This is a genomic window from Lelliottia sp. CFBP8978 (genome assembly GCF_034046055.2).
Classification (GTDB): Bacteria; Pseudomonadota; Gammaproteobacteria; order Enterobacterales; family Enterobacteriaceae; genus Enterobacter.
The window spans coordinates 1,516,611-1,537,401 of sequence record NZ_CM188253.1 but is presented as its reverse complement, the minus strand read 5'-3'; the positions used below and the strand labels follow the sequence as shown (position 1 = coordinate 1,537,401).

The following is a 20,791-nucleotide window of genomic DNA, read 5'->3' as shown; positions in this document are numbered from 1 at the left end:
GCGGCAAATTATTCAAACGGAGGTGGCGCGAGCACTTCGCGATTACCATTATGTCCCTGCTCGCTCACAATCCCCTGCGCTTCCATTTGTTCAATGATACGCGCGGCACGGTTGTAGCCGATGCGGAACTGACGCTGAACACCAGAAATAGAAGCTTTGCGTTTTTCGGTCACAAAATTCACTGCCTGATCAAACAGAGGATCCAGCTCTTCTGCACCATCAAACCCACCTGCGCCGCCTTCGCTTTCACTCTCAGAAGTGATGCCGTCAACGTACTGCGGACGACCACGCGCTTTCCAGTCCTGGACGACCGCATGGACTTCCTGATCGCGAACAAACGCACCGTGAACACGCACTGGCGTGGTGGAGTTCGGGCCCGAATAGAGCATATCACCCATGCCGAGCAGCGATTCCGCACCACCCTGATCGAGGATAGTACGTGAGTCAATTTTACTTGAAACGGTGAAAGCAATACGCGTTGGAATGTTCGCTTTGATAAGACCTGTAATCACATCGACAGACGGACGCTGCGTCGCCAGCACCAGGTGGATACCTGCGGCTCGCGCTTTCTGCGCCAGTCGGGCGATTAACTCCTCGACTTTTTTACCTACCGTCATCATCAGATCGGCGAATTCATCCACCAGTACGACGATATAAGGCAGCTTTTCCAGTACCGGATGCTGGGCATCCATGCTATCACCAGGCTTCCAGTACGGATCCGGGATAGGACGGCCCATCCTTGCCGCTTCGGCAATTTTTTCGTTATAGCCTGCGAGGTTACGCACACCCAGCGCCGACATCAGCTTGTAGCGGCGCTCCATCTCATTGACGCTCCAGCGCAATGCGTTGGCGGCGTCTTTCATGTCGGTGACCACTTCTGTCAGCAGATGAGGAATGCCTTCGTAGACCGACAGTTCCAGCATTTTCGGGTCGATCATGATGAAGCGCACATCTTCAGGCTGAGCTTTATAAAGCATGCTCAGGATCATGGCGTTCACACCCACGGACTTACCTGAACCGGTTGTACCAGCCACCAGCAGGTGGGGCATTTTGGCCAAATCAGCCACTACCGGTTCACCCGCGATGTCTTTACCCAGTACCACCGTCAGCGGCGATGGATTGTCGCGGAACTTCGCGTTATCCAGCACTTCACGCAGATAGACGGTGTGGCGTTTTTTGTTCGGCAGTTCCAGTCCCACATACGGTTTACCAGGAATCACTTCAACCACGCGCACGGCGACTGTCGACAGAGAACGCGCTAAATCGCGGGACAGATTCGAAATACGTGCGGCTTTTACGCCCGGCGCAAGGTTAAGCTCAAAGCGAGTGATCACAGGGCCTGGAGAATAGTTCACGACGTCCGCTTTGATACGGAAATCAGCCAGACGGGTTTCAACCAGGCGCGCCATTTGCTCAAGAGCAAAGGTGTCCACCGGTTCAACTTCCGTCGGAGGTGACGTTAAGAGATCCAGTGACGGCAGCGGCGTGGTAGGTCGTTGCACAGGGCGACTATCGCCATTGCGCATCAGCAGCGGATGGATCAGGCTATCTTTCGGCTGCTGTGGCTGAGCGTATTGCGGCTGAGCAACAGGCGGATGCTGCGGCTGAGCGTATTGCGGCGGAGCAACAGGCGGCTGCTGTGGCTGAGCGTATTGCGGCGGAGCAGCAGGCGGTTGCTGTGGCTGAGCGTATTGCTCCGGCTGCGAATAGGGCTGCGGAGCGATACTCTGCGGCGCCTGTTGCGCTTGCGGCGGAGCAAATTGCTGACGCGGTGGTTCCGGTTCAGGCATTACGCCCGGAGTAAAGAGTGGCTCGCTCGGCGTATCATCAACCAAATCTTTCATCGGTGAGAATTCAAAATCTGACAGCGAGAAAGGATTCGCCCCCGAAGGTTGATCGCCAGCGTAACGCTGCTGCTGAGAGGCAGCAAACTGACGAGCGAGTTCGGCCTGTGCCGCTTCGTCTTCATCGTCCTGGACGCCCGGCGCACCATAAGCAGGCGTGTCATCCTGATACTCATCACCATAGCGCTGATGCTGCTGCGCAGCAAACTGACGAGCCAGCTCATCCTGATGCATTTCTTCCGCATCATCGCTGTCGTCAACCCCACGCGCTCTTTCTTCAGCCATACGCTGAGAAGGGAGTTTGATACCGTAGGAAGCCAGCTCACGACGCGTCGGGACGCGCACACGATTTGGACGGGGTAGCTGCGGCCCAATGCCTTCTTTGACCTGCGGGCGAGGCGCACCACCTGCTGCCAGGCTGAATACCGGCGCTGTCGCCGCAGCAGCGGCCGCCGCTGATACTGTGGCTTGTTTCACACTGGCTGCAACAGGAGCAACGGAAGAAATTGGATCAAGATCCGGTGCAGTAAAGGACGCAGGGGTTACAGGCTGAACAGCTGCAGGCTCTTGCACTGGTTCCGGAACGGGCTGATACCAGGCCGCAAGCTGCTCACGCTCACGCGCGCGTCTTTCCTCAACTTCTTCAAAATAGTACATCGGAGGACGAGCCGGTTTCACTTCTTCAACTTCAACTTGCGGCTCAGGCACTGGTTCCGGAGTGTATTCCTGATACGGTTGGGCGACAGGCTCTTCGTGCTGCGGATACGCTGGCTGTTCGTAGAATGGCTCTGGCTGATGTGGCGGCTGCCATTGCTCCTGCTGCACGGGCACATAGCTTGCAGGTTCAGGGGCAATAATCGGTTCAGGCGTATGAACGCCAGGGGCAGTCTGCCAGTCAACCACCGGCTGCTGCATAGCCGGCTCTGGAGCGTAAACGGGGGCTGCAGGCATAACTGCTTCGGCAGGCGCAGCATATGCTTGCGCTGCCGTCGTGGCCACTGCCGCTGCCGCAACGGGAGCCGTTACAGAATGACCATTTAATAACGGATCGTACTCATCGTAATCGCCTGGCGCCGCGCGGTTCCCTGAGAACAAAACATCATCGGGATCGGCGGGCACGCCGCCTGCGCTGTATGCGATTTGCTCATCGTCATCCATGCGTTTGCCAGAGAAAAGCGCGGCGTCCGTTTTGCGGCCAAGAGGATTGGCGAATTTTTCAGCGACGCGTTTACGACGCGCCAGCGCGCCACGCATAATGCGGGTACGGCGGGATTCAGTCCGATTGGCAGATGCCGTTTCATCTTCGTAGTCGTCATCTTCATACTCGTCTTCATCGACCCAGGTGTCATCACGGCGGGTGCGATTACTCGCGAAGGTCAAAAGATTGAGGATAAAGCTGCCCAGTTTCTCGGCAATGCTAACCCAGGACCATCCGGTGAATAATGTCAGACCCGCGGCCCAGATACAGAGAAGCGTGATCGTCCCACCGCTGCTGTGCAGCATGGGTTTAAGCGCGGTGCTTAACAGGCTACCAATCACGCCACCGGAGGCAAAATACCAGATATCATCGGCGTTGATCGCTGCCAGACCGCATGACGTCAGGATCAACGCTAAAGCGCCAATCAGACGCAGCGAAACGGCAAAATAATCGATGTACTCTTCGTTCTGACGATGACGCCAGGCAAACCAACATCCGCCGACAATAATGACCGGGATCGTGTAGGCCATTACGCCAAAGACGAAAAAGAGCGTATCCGCCAGCCATGCACCAGGAACGCCACCCAAATTATGGATAGGTTCATGCCATGCCGTTTGCGACCAGCTGGGGTCAGAAGGATTGAAACTGAGTAAGGCTGCCATCAACCAGACGGCAAAAAGGGCAACAAGGATCAGCAACGCCTCAAGGAGTCGGCGCCCGCTGCTTAACTTCGTTAAAGTGACTTCTTTGTCTTCAGTATATTCCTGGCTCAAAAAAGGCTCTCCAGGTACCAGGCATTTCCTGCCTGTTTGCTAAAACGGACAACAGCGCCGGGATACCCGGCACTGTTGCTGTATGGATTAACAGGAGTGTAATCAAATTACACTGATTTTGCACCTGTTCCGTATTAGCGCGTCTTAATAACCAGACGATTGCTCTGTTTGACCTCTTCCATGACCACGTAGGTACGGGTGTCATTCACGCCAGGCAGTCGCAACAGGGTTTCACCCAGCAATTTACGATAGGCTGACATATCTGGCACGCGGGTTTTCAACAGGTAGTCGAAATCGCCAGAAACCAGATGACACTCTTGAATTTCTTCAAGTTTTTGTACCGCGGTATTGAATTGTTCAAACACATCCGGCGCGCCACGATTCAGAGTAATCTCAACAAAAACCAGAAGTGAGGCATCCAGATAATGCGGATTTAACAGAGCCGTATAGCCCTGAATAAAACCCTGTCTTTCCAGTCGACGCACACGCTCAAGGCACGGCGTCGGTGAAAGTCCCACACGTTTTGAAAGCTCGACGTTGGAAATACGCCCATCCTTTTGCAATTCATTCAGAATGTTACGATCGATACGGTCGAGATCTTTGCCAGGGCGCTTCTTGCTATCTACCATTATTATTGTCTCTCTGTATTCCTTCCCTACTCCTGCCTGGACCCTGTGCACATCACTGTTCAGAGCCTGTACCCGTTATTCATCACATCGCTTTTATAATATGTGCGCGATGAGAATTCGGGTTCTACGGTAAGAAGACCGTTGCCCAAAGGCTGTCACCAACATCACGCATGGCATCTGTCCACACCATGCGTAGATTTCGCTGACCCGGTAAAAATGGCGTTTAGCTGCATGCTTATGCGGCACACAGCTAGCGCGGATTTTTTTCTTCCTTCAATGTTTTCGCAAAAGCGCAGGGGATTGTCAAAGCAAAACATCGTTTTTTAGTACAACGTGCCAGTTATTCATTACGACCGGGGATTAATCCTCATTTTGTCGGTGTATAAACGACCGTTTTTCATCGTAAACCGTTATGTTATTACGCATTAACCTCCGGCTTCATCGCTGACGGCTATGACACAAATCGTTTACAACATTGCTGTGCTCTTTTTTTACGGCAACAAATTCCCTACAATCCGAGCAAATGTCTGCCAACAACAATGGGGATCTCATGGGCACGGCCAAACACAGTAAGCTGCTAATCCTTGGTTCTGGACCTGCGGGATACACCGCAGCGGTCTATGCTGCACGCGCTAACCTGCAACCGGTATTAATCACCGGCATGGAAAAAGGCGGTCAGTTGACCACCACCACTGAAGTAGAAAACTGGCCAGGCGACCCGAATGACCTGACCGGGCCGCTGCTGATGGAGCGCATGCATGAACATGCGACCAAATTCGATACCGAAATTCTGTTTGACCACATCAACAAAGTTGATCTGCAAAATCGCCCGTTCCGTCTGATTGGTGATAACGGCGAATACACCTGCGATGCGCTAATTATTGCGACCGGTGCCTCCGCGCGTTATCTCGGGTTACCGTCTGAAGAAGCGTTTAAAGGCCGCGGCGTCTCCGCATGCGCAACCTGCGATGGCTTCTTCTATCGCAACCAGAAAGTAGCGGTTATCGGTGGCGGCAACACGGCCGTTGAAGAAGCACTCTATCTGGCCAATATCGCCTCAGAAGTGCACCTTATTCACCGTCGCGATACCTTCCGCGCTGAGAAAATTCTGATCAAACGTCTGATGGATAAAGTGGCCAGTGGCAACATTGTGCTGCATACCCACCGCACGCTGGAAGAAGTGACGGGCGATCAGATGGGCGTATCGGGCCTGCGTCTGCGCGATACCCAGAATGCGGATAACATTGAGTCGCTGGAAGTAGCTGGCCTGTTTGTTGCCATCGGTCACAGCCCTAATACCGGCATTTTTGATGGTCAACTGGAGCTGGAAAACGGCTACATCAAAGTGCAGTCTGGGATCCACGGCAATGCGACCCAGACCAGCATCCCTGGTGTGTTTGCTGCGGGCGATGTCATGGACCATATTTATCGTCAGGCAATCACCTCTGCGGGTACAGGCTGTATGGCCGCGCTGGATGCAGAGCGTTACCTTGATGGACTGGCTGAACTCGGTAAATAATCTTTACAAGTCAGTAACAAACGTAAATAAAGGCGACGACAGGTCGCCTTTATTTTGCCTGGCATGTACCATTGCGGTGCCGAATTTCTAATAACTCACCTGCAAAGCAAGCAATGGAAAAAACCCGTCAACAAGAGTTAACTCGCTGGCTGAAACAGCAAAGCGTTCTTTCGCGCCGCTGGCTGAATATTTCCCGTCTGTTGGGATTTATCAGCGGTTTGTTGATTGTTGCCCAGGCATGGCTGCTGGCCCGCATTCTTAACCATATGATTATGGAGAACATCCCGCGCGAGGCGTTGATTATGCCGTTTATCGTGCTGGCGTTGGTCTTCATCCTTCGCGCATGGGTTGTCTGGCTCCGTGAACGCGTAGGTTTTCACGCCGGGCAGCATATACGCTATGAAATCCGCCGTCAGGTACTGGACAGGCTTCAGGAAGCCGGGCCGGCCTGGATTCAGGGAAAACCCGCCGGAAGCTGGGCAACGCTTATCCTTGAACAAATCGACGACATGCATGATTACTATGCCCGTTATCTGCCTCAGATGGCGCTGGCGGTCTTCGTTCCGCTGCTCATTGTGCTCGCGATTTTCCCGTCCAACTGGGTGGCAGCCCTGATTTTATTGGGAACCGCGCCACTGATTCCAATGTTTATGGCGATGGTGGGAATGGGAGCGGCGGATGCCAACCGTCGTAACTTCCTTGCGCTTGGACGTCTGAGTGGACACTTTCTTGACCGTCTTCGTGGAATGGAAACGTTGCGTGTCTTTGGGCGTGGCGAAGCCGAAATCGAAAACATTCGTCAGGCGTCTCAGGATTTTCGTCAGCGGACCATGGAAGTGTTGCGCCTGGCGTTTCTCTCATCTGGCGTGCTGGAATTCTTTACCTCGCTATCCATCGCCCTTGTCGCCGTTTACTTTGGTTTCTCATATCTCGGCGCACTCGATTTTGGTCACTATGGCACGGCGGTCACGCTGTCAGCTGGTTTTCTGGCGCTGATTCTCGCACCGGAATTTTTCCAGCCGCTACGTGATTTGGGCACGTTTTATCACGCAAAAGCTCAGGCCGTTGGCGCAGCCGATAGCCTGAAAACGTTCCTGGAAACGCCGCTGGCCCACCCTGAACGTGGTGAGGTGACACTCAACAGCAAAGAGCCGGTTACGATTGTAGCAAAAGACTTTTCGATTCTATCGCCAGAAGGCAAAGTGCTGGCCGGACCGCTCAACTTCACGCTTTCTGCAGGCCAGCGAGTGGTATTGGTCGGCACCAGCGGTTCGGGAAAAAGTTCCCTGCTGAACGCGCTGTCCGGGTTTATGGCCTACACCGGCTCCTTAGAAATTAACCGAACGGAATTGCGTTTACTGGAGCCCGACGCCTGGCGCAAACAGCTAAGTTGGGTGGGGCAAAACCCGCAGCTTCCAGCCTCGACGCTGCGTGAAAACGTATTGTTGGCGCGTCCGGATGCGCATGAATCCGAACTGCAATCGGTGCTCGATCGCGCCTGGGTTAGCGAATTCCTGCCGCTGCTACCGAATGGTGTGGACACGGTGGTGGGCGATCAGGGCGCGGGGCTTTCCGTTGGGCAAGCACAGCGCATCGCCGTCGCGCGAGCCTTGCTTAATCCGAGTCAACTGATGTTACTGGACGAACCCGCTGCCAGCCTTGACGCGCATAGTGAACAGCGCGTGATGCAGGCCCTGAATGATGCCTCGCGGCAGCAGACCACCCTGATGGTGACTCATCAGCTGGAAGGGATCGCCGACTGGGATCAGATCTGGGTAATGGACAACGGGCGTATTGTTGAGCAAGGCGATTACGCGACGCTCGCCGCCGCGCAGGGGGCGTTTGCCGCTCTGCTGGCAAATCGTCAGGAGGATATTTAATGCGTGCCTTACTGCCGTATCTGGCGCTTTATAAACGCCACAAATGGATGCTGACCCTGGGCATTGTGCTGGCGATTGTCACCCTTCTGGCGAGCATTGGCCTGCTGACACTTTCCGGCTGGTTCCTGTCAGCTTCTGCGGTGGCAGGTTTTGCCGGGCTCTATAGTTTTAACTACATGCTGCCCGCCGCCGGCGTTCGTGGCACCGCGATTACACGTACAGCCGGTCGGTATTTTGAGCGACTGGTCAGTCACGACGCCACTTTCCGTGTATTGCAACATCTGCGAATTTTCACGTTCAGCAAGCTGCTACCGCTCTCCCCTGCCGGGCTGGCACGTTTTCGTCAGGGCGAGTTGCTAAACCGCGTGGTGGCTGACGTCGATACGCTGGATCACCTGTATCTGCGCGTTATTTCTCCCCTGGTGGGGGCGTTCGTCGTGATCGCCACTGTCACGCTGGGGCTTTGCGTCCTCGATGTGCCGATTGCTCTCACGCTCGGCGGTATTATGCTGTGCACCCTTCTCTTCTTGCCACCGCTGTTCTATCGCGCCGGTAAATCAACCGGCGAGAATCTGACCCGATTACGCGGTGAGTATCGTCAGCAATTAACCTCCTGGTTACAGGGCCAGGCGGAGCTGACTATTTATGGCGCCAGCCAACGCTACCGCACCCGGATGGAAAGCACTGAATTCAGCTGGCACGAGGCGCAGCGCAGACAGTCCGAACTGACGGCGTTATCTCAAGCCCTGATGATGCTCATTGGCGGGATCGCGGTCATCGTCATGCTGTGGATGGCTTCCGGCGGTGTCGGAGGCCATACCCAACCTGGTGCGCTGATTGCCCTGTTTGTCTTTTGCGCACTGGCTGCATTCGAAGCGCTTGCCCCGGTGACAGGAGCATTTCAACATTTAGGTCAGGTGATTGCCTCTGCCGTGCGCATTACGCAGATCACCGAGCAACAACCTGAAGTGCAGTTTACGGCGCAGGAACAGGTCTCACCTGCGAATATTGCCCTGCAACTGCACGACGTGACGTTTGCCTATGACGGGCAAGCACAGAATGCCCTGGACGGCCTCAACTTGACGATTCCGGCAGGTGCGCGTGTCGCTATTCTGGGGAAAACCGGCTGCGGTAAGTCTACGCTGTTGCAATTACTTACCCGTGCCTGGGACCCTCGGGCGGGTCAGATCCTGTTCAACGACACCCCTCTCACCGATTTTAGCGAGCAGGCGCTACGCCAGTCGGTGAGCGTCGTACCACAGCGCGTGCATCTGTTTAGCGACACCCTGCGCGATAACCTGCTGCTGGCATCGCCTGGTGCCGCGGACGAACATTTGCGCGCCGTGCTGGAGCAGGTTGGGCTGCACAAACTGCTTGAAGATGACGGATTAAATGGCTGGCTGGGTGAAGGTGGCCGTCAACTGTCGGGCGGAGAGTTACGTCGCCTGGCCGTGGCTCGTGCGTTGCTGCATGATGCGCCGCTGATGTTACTCGATGAACCTACCGAAGGGCTGGATGCAACAACGGAGAGTCAAATCCTTGATTTACTGGCCGATGTCATGAAAAACAAAACCGTGCTGATGGTGACTCATCGCCTGCGCGGACTGGCGAATTTTGACCAAATAATTGTGATGGACAACGGGCAGATTATTGAGCAAGGTAGTCACGCAGAGCTGTTAGCGAAACAGGGTCGTTATTACCAGTTTAAACAACGTCTGTAGACTATATTTGAACCGATCCCTACTCGCGTATTGGAGTTTTGCAGTCATGCGCCTGGTCCAGCTTTCTCGTCATAATATTGCGTTCCCTTCGCCAGAGGGAGCGCTGCGTGAACCCAATGGGCTGCTGGCGCTTGGCGGTGATTTAAGCCCGGCACGACTGCTGATGGCGTATCAACGCGGAATTTTCCCGTGGTTTTCGCCCGGAGACCCAATCCTGTGGTGGTCGCCCGACCCGCGCGCGGTCCTTCTACCCACGCAGTTTCATCTCAGCCGGAGCATGAAGCGCTTTCACGCCAAATCCCCTTATCGCGTCACACTCAATCATGCTTTTGGCCAGGTGATCGACGGCTGCGCCAGCGATCGTCATGAGGGCACCTGGATCACGCACAATATTATCGACGCATACCATCGCTTACATGAACTGGGCCATGCGCACTCCATCGAGGTATGGGAAAAAGACGAACTGGTGGGCGGAATGTATGGCGTGGCGCAAGGGACGTTATTTTGCGGTGAGTCGATGTTCAGCCGCGCGATTAACGCATCCAAAACGGCGTTGCTGGTATTTTGCCAGGAGTTTGCCCTTCGCGGTGGCCAACTGCTGGATTGCCAGGTGCTCAACGAGCACACCGCATCGCTGGGAGCCGTAGAGATCTCACGTCGCCATTATCTCGAAGAGCTGGATACACTCCGTTTACAGAAGCTCCCTCAGAACTTTTGGGTCCCCAGGACACTCTTTATGTCCCAGGCATAAATGTTTTCCGCCCATTTTGGATCAGGAGTGTTATAATTGGTGCCGCAGAGTAGGTTCTGCCTGTTGCCCCGCCGCCGTTTGGGAATCCTTCGCATCAGATAACGTCCTTGCGTTTATCCTGTCGCCACCCCTTTACGAATGCGCTTCTCGTACGGTTATACCGTGACGACTGGGCAATACGCCGAAACTGTTTTGTTGCGTTTTAAACGCACAATTCTTTACTTAATTGATGAATTTCGGCATTATCTTGCCGGTTCAAAACTTGGTAGTGATACCCCAGAGGATTAGATGGCCAAAGAAGACAATATTGAAATGCAGGGTACCGTACTTGATACGTTGCCTAACACCATGTTCCGCGTAGAACTGGAAAACGGTCACGTGGTAACCGCGCACATCTCCGGCAAAATGCGCAAAAACTACATCCGTATCCTGACGGGCGACAAAGTGACTGTTGAGCTGACCCCGTACGACCTGAGCAAAGGCCGCATTGTCTTCCGTAGTCGCTAATTGTATTCGCCTCTAATGGCATAGAGATATATAAAAAGGTCGGGAAAATCCCCGGCCTTTTTTATTTCCCACGATTAATTGGGATGAGCCGGTAAATGTATTACAACCTGCTGTGGCGGAGGTACAACTAAATCGCCCGCCATGTCATGGGTTATATCGTGAAGCAGGCCCGTAAGATACGGGAGCATTTCGCGATCAAAGTGGGAAACCAGCAAAACGTGGCTTAACGCGCGGCAGTAATCGCATTTTGTTTCCGTCTCTTTCAGCAACCCTTCTCTTTTTTTCGGTTTTTCCTGCTCTTCATCCAGTTCAACGACGTAAAAATCGCTCATCGACTCAACCAGCGCTTGTTTTACAACATCAAGATAGGCGTCAAGACAGCGGCAAACAGGCTGAATTTGTGGCAGGGAATTGCAGTCGACAAGGATTTCGGTCAGCAGATTGCAGCGTTTAGCAAGCACAGGAAGATCGAGAGTATCATGGCTCAATTCGCTATAGCGTTGAGCGACGTTGTTTTCAGTATTCATAGGGTAATTCCTTCACACATTGCAGGACGCCAATCCTGACATCTGATTTTGGATACACCTCAATCTTATAACTGTATTTATATACAGTATTTTATTTTTCTCAATTCTGGATAACGCCTCGCAAAATATCAGCAAGAGGGATAAACGAAGGGATAAAAAAACCGGGCTTTCGCCCGGTTTCCATTAACAAATATCAATCTTAGTGTGCCGCTTCGGGCTTATGCTTCTGAGCACTCTGGAAATCATACGTCAGCTCGCCCTTAGCCTGATCCAGCGCGACGGTCACCTGGCCGCCATCCACCAGCGAACCAAACAGAAGCTCGTTGGCCAGCGGTTTTTTCAGATTGTCCTGAATGGCTCGCGCCATCGGACGCGCGCCCATCGCACGGTCGTAGCCTTTCTCAGCCAGCCAGTTGCGGGCCTCCTGGCTCACTTCCAGCGACACGCCTTTCTGATCCAACTGAACCTGCAATTCGACGATAAACTTATCCACCACCTGATGAATCACCTCGGTAGACAAGTGATCGAACCAGATAATGTTGTCCAGACGGTTACGGAATTCAGGGGTAAAGATCTTTTTGATCTCTTCCATCGCATCGGTGCTGTTATCCTGATGGATCAGGCCGATCGATTTACGTTCCGTCTCACGAACCCCGGCGTTAGTGGTCATCACCAGCACCACGTTGCGGAAATCTGCTTTGCGCCCGTTGTTATCTGTCAGCGTCCCGTTGTCCATCACCTGAAGCAGGATATTGAAGACGTCCGGATGCGCTTTCTCAATCTCATCGAGCAGCAATACCGCGTGAGGATGCTTGATCACCGCATCGGTGAGCAAACCACCCTGGTCAAAGCCCACATATCCCGGAGGCGCACCAATCAAACGACTGACGGTGTGACGTTCCATATACTCGGACATATCGAAACGCAGCAGTTCAATACCCAGCGCTTTGGAAAGCTGAACAGTGACCTCGGTTTTCCCCACGCCGGTCGGGCCAGCGAACAGGAAAGAACCCACCGGTTTATGATCATGCCCCAGTCCGGCACGGGCCATCTTGATGGCTTCGGTTAATGCCTCAATGGCTTTATCCTGGCCAAATACCAGCATTTTCAGGCGGTCGCCAAGGTTTTTCAGCGTGTCGCGGTCGCTCTGAGAGACGCTCTTCTCAGGGATACGCGCGATGCGAGCCACCACGGATTCAATATCCGCCACGTTAACGGTTTTCTTGCGCTTGCTGACCGGCATCAAACGCGCACGCGCGCCCGCTTCGTCGATCACATCAATTGCTTTATCCGGCAGGTGACGGTCGTTGATGTATTTCACCGCCAGCTCCACCGCAGCACGCACCGCTTTCGCGGTGTAACGCACATCGTGGTGCGCTTCGTACTTCGGTTTCAGACCGTTGATGATCTGCACTGTTTCCTCGACGGACGGCTCAGTAATATCAATTTTCTGGAAGCGACGCGCTAACGCACGGTCTTTCTCGAAAATGTTACTGAACTCCTGATAGGTGGTAGAGCCCATCACCCGGATTTTACCACTGGAAAGCAATGGCTTAATCAGATTAGCCGCATCCACCTGGCCACCAGACGCGGCCCCTGCACCAATGATGGTATGAATTTCATCAATGAACAGGATGCTGCTGGTGTCTTGCTCCAGCTGTTTCAGTAACGCTTTAAAGCGTTTTTCGAAATCACCGCGGTATTTGGTGCCTGCCAGCAGAGAACCAATGTCCAGCGAATAGATGGTGCAATCGGCCATCACTTCCGGGACGTCGCCCTGCACAATGCGCCAGGCCAGCCCTTCAGCGATCGCGGTTTTACCCACGCCAGACTCACCCACCAGCAGCGGGTTGTTTTTGCGACGACGACACAGCACCTGAATCGCGCGTTCCAGCTCTTTATCGCGACCAATCAGCGGGTCGATACCGCCAACGCGAGCAAGCTGGTTAAGATTGGTGGTGAAGTTTTCCATACGATCCTCCCCGCCTGCTTGCTCTTCATTATTATTCGCCTGATTGCTGGAATCCGAGGCCTGGTTAGGCTCGTCTTTTCGCGTTCCGTGAGAGATAAAGTTGACCACGTCGAGTCGGCTGACTTCATGTTTGCGCAGCAGGTACGCCGCTTGCGATTCCTGCTCGCTAAAGATGGCAACCAGCACGTTTGCACCGGTCACTTCGCTACGGCCAGAGGACTGGACGTGGAACACCGCACGCTGCAGCACGCGCTGGAAGCTGAGCGTCGGCTGAGTGTCGCGCTCCTCTTCACTGACAGGCAGCACCGGTGTGGTTTGTTCGATGAAGGCTTCGAGTTCCTGACGCAGCGCCACCAGATCCACAGAACACGCTTCCAGCGCTTCGCGGGCAGATGGGTTGCTGAGCAGTGCGAGTAGCAGGTGCTCGACGGTCATAAACTCATGTCGGTGCTCACGCGCTCTGGCGAAAGCCATATTTAAACTGAGTTCCAGTTCTTGATTGAGCATAGGCACCTCCCCCAATTTTATGCCTTATCAGGCTTTTTCCAGCGTACACAGCAACGGATGCTCATTCTCCCTGGCATATTCGTTCACCATTGCGACTTTCGTCTCGGCAACCTCTGCAGTAAAAACCCCGCAGATGGCTTTGCCATGATAGTGAACGGCGAGCATCAGTTGCGTTGCACGTTCTACATCATAAGAAAAGAACTTTTGTAGCACGTCAATAACAAATTCCATCGGCGTGTAATCATCGTTCATTAACATAACTTTATACATAGATGGCGGTTTTAGCGCGTCGCGCACTTTGTCTTCCGCCAGCTGGTCAAAATCCAGCCAGTCGTTCGTCTTACCCATTGTCAGTCATCATCGGTTACGGTTTCCGGCAGAACATTCCCGCTGACAGGAGGCTGTCTCTCTTCTGAATCTACCTCAGATATCAGATAACAAACATCTATTACTGCCATTCGCGATGTCTGTCACATTCCCGTCAATAGCGTTAACTGCTTCAAATTTTGGTTGATTCTTGTCCCAACTCCAGCGCCTGACACTTGACGATAGGGTTGGTTTATCTAAATTGTACAAGCGTGAGTTGGCGAGGTTTTGAACAGCCCCCACTCCACCACCGGTTCATTCCATCTTACTTAATAAAAGATACGAAGGATGTCGAAGCATGGAAATGGGTACTGTTAAGTGGTTCAACAACGCCAAAGGGTTCGGGTTCATCTGCCCTGAAGGCGGCGGCGAAGATATCTTCGCTCACTATTCCACCATTCAAATGGATGGATACAGAACACTAAAAGCCGGGCAGTCGGTCCGCTTTGATGTTCACCAGGGGCCAAAAGGCAATCATGCCAGTGTCATTGTGCCCATCGAAGCAGAAGCTGTTGCATAGCCCTCTGATTCATTGTGTACATCCCTCAGACAAAATGCCAGCCCGATCGGCTGGCATTTTTATTTTCCTTACTCGCGCGCCAGCGCATCCACCGGGTCCAGCCGCGCCGCATTGCGTGCCGGAAGCCAGCCGAACAAAACGCCAGTCGCGGTCGAACATAAAAAAGCCGTCAGCAGTGCGAAGGGTGAAAAACCGATCTCCCAGCCGGGTAAAAAAAGCTGCAAAGTGAAGGCGATAAGCATCGACAACGCAATACCCAACGCCCCGCCCACCAGACAGACCAGCACCGCTTCGATCAAAAACTGCTGAAGCACATCGCTGGCTCGCGCCCCAACCGCCATGCGAATGCCAATCTCACGCGTACGCTCCGTGACAGAAACCAGCATGATATTCATGACACCAATCCCCCCGACAACGAGAGAGATAACCGCCACCAGCGTAAGAAACAGCTGAAGAGTACGTGTGGTCTTTTCAGCGGTTTTCAAGAGGCCGTCCATGTTCCAGGTAAAGAAATCTTTCTTGCCGTGACGCAGCGTAAGCAAGCGCTCAATCTGCTTTTCAGCCTGTGCGCTGTCGTAGCCTTCTTTCACCCGCACGGTAATGGAGTTGAGCCATGACTGCCCCATAATGCGCCCGGAGATGGTGGTATAGGGCAACCACACGCGCAGAATTTTACTGCTGCCAAACATCGACTGCTTCTCTTCTGCCACGCCAATGACCGTCGCCGGCATGTTGCCCACCAGAATCACTTCGCCCACCACGGTGGGTTTATTGGGAAACAGCTGGCGACGCGAGTTGGCGTCCAGCACGACCACCTGCGCCCTGCCAGCCAGCTGTTCGGCGTTAAAGGTGGCGCCTTCGCTGAAGGTCATTCCGTATACGTTAAAATAGTCACCGCTTACGCCGTTCGCGCTGGCAGCGACATCAATGTTGCCGTAGCGCAGGCGGAGGTTTTGCGACACCGCAGGCGTCGCTGAGTCGACCCAGGGCTGCTTTTGAATTGCCGCCAAATCGTCATACTTTAGCGCCTGTTGATATTGCGGCTCATCGTCACCAAAATCTTTCCCCGGATAGACATCAATAGTGTTGGTGCCGATAGCGCGGATGTCCGCCAACACCAGCTGTTTGGCCGCGTCACCCACCACCACAATTGACACCACCGAAGCGATACCGATGATAATGCCGAGCATGGTCAGCAGCGTGCGCATTTTATTGGCCGCCATCGCCAGCCAGGCCATCATGAGCGCCTCACGGAACCCGCTGGCAAACTGTCCCCATCCCGTCGGCGGAGGCAGGATCGTTTTCTGAACGCCGGTATGATTTTTCCGCGCCGGGGGATTACTGACTAACTCACCGTCGTGGATCTCCACGATCCTTTCAGCCTGCTTCGCCACCTGCGGATCGTGGGTAACAATGATCACCGTATGACCCTGGTCGCGAAGCTGATGCAAAATGGCCATCACCTCTTCACCGGAATGGCTGTCCAGCGCCCCGGTCGGTTCATCGGCGAGGATCACCTGGCCGCCGTTCATCAATGCGCGGGCAATACTCACACGCTGCTGTTGACCGCCAGAAAGCTGCGACGGCTGGTAATCCACACGCTCTGCCAGCCCTAGCCGTGTCAAAAGGGCCTGCGCGCGCTCAAGACGTTTTTTACGCTCGACACCCGCATACACCGCCGGAACTTCGACGTTTTGCGCCGCCGTCAAATGCGACAGCAAATGGTACCGCTGGAAGATAAAACCAAAATGTTCACGACGCAGTTTAGCCAGCGCATCGCTGTCGAGAGTGGCAATATCCGTTCCCGCCACGCGATAGGTTCCGCTGGTGGGTTTATCCAGACAGCCAAGAATGTTCATCAGCGTGGATTTCCCGGAACCGGAGGCCCCGACAATAGCGACCATCTCCCCGGCTTCAACCTGCAGGGTAATGCCCTTCAGCACCTCCACTGCGCCATCCCCGGAAGGATAGCTACGGCGAATATCATTCAGCTCCAGCAACGCGGTCATTTAGCCGCCCCTGGCTGGCTTTCGCCGATGACGACTTCATCGCCCTCTTCCAGCCCTTTCACGATGACGATATCCGTATCGTTGCGCTCACCAATCTCCACTTCACGCTCGCGGGTTTCACCGTTACGCAGCACTTTCACTTTATAACGGTTAACCCCCGCCGGATCGCCCAGCGCCGCCAGCGGCACGGTCAAAACATCTTTTACCCCGGTAAGCTGAATATGAACCTGCGCGGTCATATCCAGTCGCAGGACGCCTTTCGGGTTCGGCACTTCAAAGCGCGCGTAGTAGAAAATAGCGTCGTTCACTTTCTCCGGCGTTGGCAGAATATCTTTCAGGACGCCTTCATAACGCGTGAGCGGATCGCCCAGCACCGTAAACCAGGCTTTTTGGCCGGGTTTAAGATGGATAACGTCGGCCTCGGAAACCTGCGCTTTGACCAGCATCGTGCCCATGTCCGCCAGCGTCAGAATATTCGGAGCCTGCTGTGCGGCAATCACTGTCTGTCCTTGCAGCGTGGTGATTTGCGTCACTTCGCCTGCCATCGGTGCCACAATTCGGGTGTAATCGAGGTTGGTTTTCGCGGTATCGAGCGACGCCTGATTACGCTTAATTTGCGCGTCAATCGTACCAATCTGCGCCTGTTTAACCGCCAGTTCGGTCGTTGCCGTATCCAGATCCTGACGAGAAACGGCCTGTGTTTTGGCCAGCGCCTGCTGACGTCCAAGCGTGACCTGAGCGAGCTGGCGTTCCGCCTGGGCCTGGCTGCGCTGGGCGCGTAATTCCATGAGTGTCGCTTCGACTTCGCGAATCTGGTTTTCCGCTTGCTCGGAATCGATCACCCCCAGCAGCTGACCTTTTTTCACTTTGTCGCCAATCTCAACCGACAGTGTTTTAAGCTGACCACTCACCTGCGCACCGACGTCAACTTTACGCAGCGCATCCAGCTTGCCTGTTGCCAGAACGCTTTGTTGCAGCTCGCCCGGTCGCACTATCAGCGTCTGGTATTGCGGTACCGGTGCATTCAGCACCTGCCACAGCCAGAATCCGCCCACCAGCACGATGACGGCTAACAGCAAAAACAGCTTCCTGCGTTTTCCCTTGAGATTCATAAATATTCCAAATAAATGTTCTGGCAATGATAAACGTTAATTCTATCTAAACTGTTCCTCAACGAAACCCCCGTTTTTAGGATCACCGCGCGGTTGTTGAGGTGATGTTGATTAAACCCCTGCTGAAATAACGCTCTTATCAAAAAGCCGGGACTGCTCATGTCTTCCATCATTGATACACCCTCTTCTCAAACGCTACAGCCCAGGTCTGGATGGCAGCTTTTTCAGCGCCTTGCCTCAGGTGAATTTACCCCGGGGCTTGCCTGGCAGAATCCTGCCTACCGCCGTAAATTCATGCTGCGTTCGCTTGCCGCGCCGTTCAGCACCGCGCGCCTGCTTGCAAGCCTGGCAAAACAGCCACGGCTGATCCAGATGTTGCAGGTGCAGCCGGGATTACCGTGCCGTTTGCATCGCCCGTGGTTGTCTGTGGATATGAATCGTCAGCAAGCGCTGAACGCACTGGGCTACCACTACCAGACCATGAATGCGGTGCTCCCGGCAACGTTAATGAACGGATATCTTTCCAAAAAAGGGGTGACGTTACTGACACTGAGCGGAAAAGATGAGCAGCAGTTCACGATCCGACTGTGCGCCGATGCGTTTCTCGATAAAGAGGGCGAGGCGACGCTGGCCTTTTGCGATCATCAAAACACCGTGCTGGCAGAGATGACCTTCACGCTGTGTCAGTATGAGTCAAAAACCACGCTGTTTATTGGCGGCCTGCAGGGGGCAAAATCCTTTGTTCCGCATGAATTGATCCAGGGCGCGACCAAAGCCTGTCACGGACTGTTCCCGAAACGTCTGCTGGTGGAAGCAGCCATGACGCTGGGCGCGGCATTCCCGGTAGAACAGATAGTGGCGGTCAGTAACGCGACCCATATTTATCGCAGCTGGCGCTACCGCAAGAAGAAAGAGGGGAAATTGCTGGCCGATTACGACAGTTTCTGGCGCTCAATGGGTGGAGAACAGGAGGCGAAAGGTCACTTCCTGCTGCCGCTGGTTATGCCGCGCAAGCCAATGGAAGATATTGCCAGCAAAAAACGCTCCGAATATCGCCGCCGCTATGAACTGCTCGATAGCCTGATCGAGCAGGTAAATCACGCCGCGCGTCGTTAATCAGCCTTCCCGCGTGCCAGCCATAGCACGCGGGAAAACATTTTTCGCAGTAACACCGGTACCGACTCGACGCCCCTTCTTCCCGCCTCGGCCGCGACTTCGATCGCCAGATCGGGCTTAGAGGAGCGATGAATGGCTTTAGCAATGACCCGCCGCATGTTCATCGGGATACCCGGCGGGATCATCGCGACGCGATGGAAGACATCGTCAAAACCCTGGCGATACATAAAGTGTTCCATATCCATCGCCGGGAGTTCAGTCAGGTGCTCACGCTCCTCTTCACGATTGTTGTTCAGCAGACCGCGCACGGTACTGGCGTACTTTTTCCCCGCTTCGTCGCCATCCACCAGCACGTGCCATTCGATACCCATCCGGCGCGCGAACTTAATCAGCGGTTTTAATCCCGACTGCGCAAACTCGATAACCTTGATCCCTTCGGCATCGAAATGATGGCCGCACTGGCGCGCCAGCTCGTTAATCACCCAGGTTTCTGTCTCTCCCTCCACCAGCAACCAGCAGCGGGCAAACAGCGATGACGCACGGTTAAAGCGGATATGAAAGGCAATACGGCGGGCATCTTCGGCGCTTAGGCCGCCAGGCCCGAGACGAAACGCCGACACGCGGGACGACTCTCTGACCAGGCGGCAGACATATTCGACCGGCGTGAGAGACAACAGCTCGCCAGAATTGGTGGTCGTGATCCGCTGCAAAGGCAGCAGATTTAACAGATTCCACGCCACCGAAAGCATAATCGGATGCAGACGTGTTTCAGGATCTTCCACCAGCAGCAATGGACGCGCATCGGGGTCCAGACGAACAGAACCTTTCGCCTTAAGCAGCGTGGAGAACAGCCCCAGCAAGATGACCCGATGGGCGCGCCCGCCGGGTTTATCGATCATGCGGTTGATAATATCCAGATAGCGCCAGCTGCGCTGTTCATCGTGAGAGCGACGGCGCATCAGCCGGTGGCGAGTCTGGGAGCCACCCTGCTCGGAGAAGTAGTGCTCCAGCAATTGCACCATCGCTGACAAGCCCTGACGAATCTGCCCGTCAGTCAGATTTTGCGGACGCGCCACCAGCTCGCGCGCCAGAACATCCAGCTCTCGGGCGGTGACTTCAATATCGGGCAGATTGGGGACCGCGCCGTTGCGGATCCGCCGTATAAAACGCGCATCCCGCAGGCGAAGCACCGGCATCAGGCGCACCAGATGGCTGGCAAAGGTGTCGATATCATCAAGCGGAATAGGATGCCCGGTAGCATCAATAAATCCGCGCAGAGTCATGACCGTCTCATCCTCCGCCAGCTCGCCCTCCAGACGGTAAAAAATCCGCTGATACCCGTCATCACAGGGCGTCCAGCAGGGCGAAAGCGGTCGATAGCGGCGAACGCGATGGCGTCCGGGTTCAAGCTCGCGGAAGGTCAGAATGATATGCAGGTGGTGCTCGCGCCCCAGAACATCTCCCGGTGGAAACCAGAAATCATCCCGTACAAAGCTGTAAAGGTCTGCTTCAGGCGACAGCAACAGCGTCAGGGCATCCAGCAGACTGGATTTACCCCACGCATTCTCGCCAATCAGGACATTATTCTGCTCCAGCATTAGCGATAAACGGTTAATGCCACGAAATCCGACGATCTCCACACGTTCGAGAAACATAAATCCTCCCGCAAAATACTCACGCTTTCCTGCATATTATCAGCAGTATAGCGTCAGGGATCGTCACAGGACACATTTCCGCTGTTTGAACAGGCGAACACAGGCCATAAAAATCAGAATTTACTCCACGACTTTTGTTTGAAAGACAGCCAACAGAGGAAGATACTACGCCACCTGAATTGGTC

At 54.3% G+C, this 20,791-nt stretch carries 15 protein-coding genes; 7 read left to right on the top strand and 8 right to left on the bottom strand.

Annotation, left to right across the window (positions count from 1 at the left end; translation table 11 throughout):
* Positions 1-8 precede the first annotated feature (8 nt).
* Together ftsK and lrp are read right to left on the bottom strand one after the other, a co-directional pair.
* Positions 9-3,815 carry a DNA translocase FtsK gene (gene ftsK / locus SOM82_RS07140; protein ID WP_320460024.1) on the bottom strand — a complete coding sequence of 1,269 codons (3,807 nt, stop codon included), beginning with the start codon at positions 3,813-3,815 and terminating at the stop codon, positions 9-11.
* A 134-nt stretch (positions 3,816-3,949) separates the two neighbouring features.
* Entirely contained in the window at positions 3,950-4,444 is a 495-nt protein-coding gene (lrp, locus tag SOM82_RS07135; RefSeq protein ID WP_000228473.1) for a leucine-responsive transcriptional regulator Lrp, read from the bottom strand.
* A gap of 550 nt (positions 4,445-4,994) precedes the next feature.
* On the opposite strand from lrp, the gene trxB reads away from it, so the two are divergent.
* The 5 genes from trxB to infA all read left to right on the top strand — a co-directional run bounded on the left by trxB (position 4,995) and on the right by infA (position 10,822).
* On the top strand, positions 4,995-5,963 hold the full coding sequence (gene trxB, locus SOM82_RS07130; protein ID WP_320460023.1) for a thioredoxin-disulfide reductase: 969 nt from the start codon (positions 4,995-4,997) through the stop codon (positions 5,961-5,963).
* A gap of 113 nt (positions 5,964-6,076) precedes the next feature.
* Positions 6,077-7,843: a heme ABC transporter permease/ATP-binding protein CydD gene (cydD, locus tag SOM82_RS07125; protein WP_320460022.1), complete on the top strand. Its 1,767-nt coding sequence runs from the start codon at positions 6,077-6,079 to the stop codon at positions 7,841-7,843.
* Positions 7,843-9,564: a heme ABC transporter ATP-binding protein/permease CydC gene (gene cydC / locus SOM82_RS07120; protein WP_320460021.1), complete on the top strand. Its 1,722-nt coding sequence runs from the start codon at positions 7,843-7,845 to the stop codon at positions 9,562-9,564. The genes cydD and cydC overlap by 1 nt, the downstream gene beginning before the upstream one ends.
* A 46-nt stretch (positions 9,565-9,610) precedes the next feature.
* The gene (gene aat / locus SOM82_RS07115; RefSeq protein ID WP_320460020.1) at positions 9,611-10,315 is read left to right on the top strand and encodes a leucyl/phenylalanyl-tRNA--protein transferase; all 705 of its coding nucleotides are present in this window, start codon (positions 9,611-9,613) and stop codon (positions 10,313-10,315) included.
* Positions 10,316-10,603: 288 nt separating this feature from the next.
* Complete coding sequence (gene infA / locus SOM82_RS07110) at positions 10,604-10,822, top strand: translation initiation factor IF-1 (protein ID WP_002211347.1); 219 nt, start codon at positions 10,604-10,606, stop codon at positions 10,820-10,822.
* 74 nt (positions 10,823-10,896) lie between these two features.
* Here the strand turns inward: infA and SOM82_RS07105 are convergent, their stop codons facing one another.
* The 3 genes from SOM82_RS07105 to clpS form a co-directional block, all read right to left on the bottom strand.
* Positions 10,897-11,349, bottom strand: coding sequence for a hypothetical protein (locus tag SOM82_RS07105; RefSeq protein ID WP_320460019.1), 453 nt, complete (start codon positions 11,347-11,349; stop codon positions 10,897-10,899).
* Between the two features lie 199 nt (positions 11,350-11,548).
* A complete protein-coding gene (gene clpA, locus SOM82_RS07100; RefSeq protein ID WP_154127808.1) occupies positions 11,549-13,828 on the bottom strand; it encodes an ATP-dependent Clp protease ATP-binding subunit ClpA in 2,280 nt (759 codons plus the stop codon).
* A 27-nt stretch (positions 13,829-13,855) separates the two neighbouring features.
* Positions 13,856-14,176, bottom strand: a complete 321-nt coding sequence (gene clpS, locus SOM82_RS07095) for an ATP-dependent Clp protease adapter ClpS (RefSeq protein WP_154127807.1) — start codon at positions 14,174-14,176, stop codon at positions 13,856-13,858.
* Between the two features lie 316 nt (positions 14,177-14,492).
* Here clpS and cspD point away from each other — a divergent pair, with 316 nt between their 5' ends.
* Positions 14,493-14,714 carry a cold shock-like protein CspD gene (gene cspD, locus SOM82_RS07090; protein WP_100777020.1) on the top strand — a complete coding sequence of 74 codons (222 nt, stop codon included), beginning with the start codon at positions 14,493-14,495 and terminating at the stop codon, positions 14,712-14,714.
* A 68-nt stretch (positions 14,715-14,782) separates the two neighbouring features.
* On the opposite strand, the gene macB is transcribed toward cspD, so the two are convergent.
* Together macB and macA are read right to left on the bottom strand one after the other, a co-directional pair.
* The gene (macB, locus tag SOM82_RS07085) at positions 14,783-16,723 is read right to left on the bottom strand and encodes a macrolide ABC transporter ATP-binding protein/permease MacB (RefSeq protein ID WP_320460018.1); all 1,941 of its coding nucleotides are present in this window, start codon (positions 16,721-16,723) and stop codon (positions 14,783-14,785) included.
* The gene (gene macA, locus SOM82_RS07080; RefSeq protein WP_320460017.1) at positions 16,720-17,835 is read right to left on the bottom strand and encodes a macrolide transporter subunit MacA; all 1,116 of its coding nucleotides are present in this window, start codon (positions 17,833-17,835) and stop codon (positions 16,720-16,722) included. The genes macB and macA overlap by 4 nt, the downstream gene beginning before the upstream one ends.
* A 159-nt stretch (positions 17,836-17,994) precedes the next feature.
* On the opposite strand from macA, the gene SOM82_RS07075 reads away from it, so the two are divergent.
* Positions 17,995-18,951, top strand: a complete 957-nt coding sequence (locus tag SOM82_RS07075; RefSeq protein ID WP_320460016.1) for a VirK/YbjX family protein — start codon at positions 17,995-17,997, stop codon at positions 18,949-18,951.
* On the opposite strand, the gene SOM82_RS07070 is transcribed toward SOM82_RS07075, so the two are convergent.
* Positions 18,948-20,606, bottom strand: coding sequence for an ATP-dependent endonuclease (locus SOM82_RS07070; RefSeq protein WP_320460015.1), 1,659 nt, complete (start codon positions 20,604-20,606; stop codon positions 18,948-18,950). The genes SOM82_RS07075 and SOM82_RS07070 overlap by 4 nt on opposite strands.
* Between the last annotated feature and the right edge of the window lie 185 nt (positions 20,607-20,791).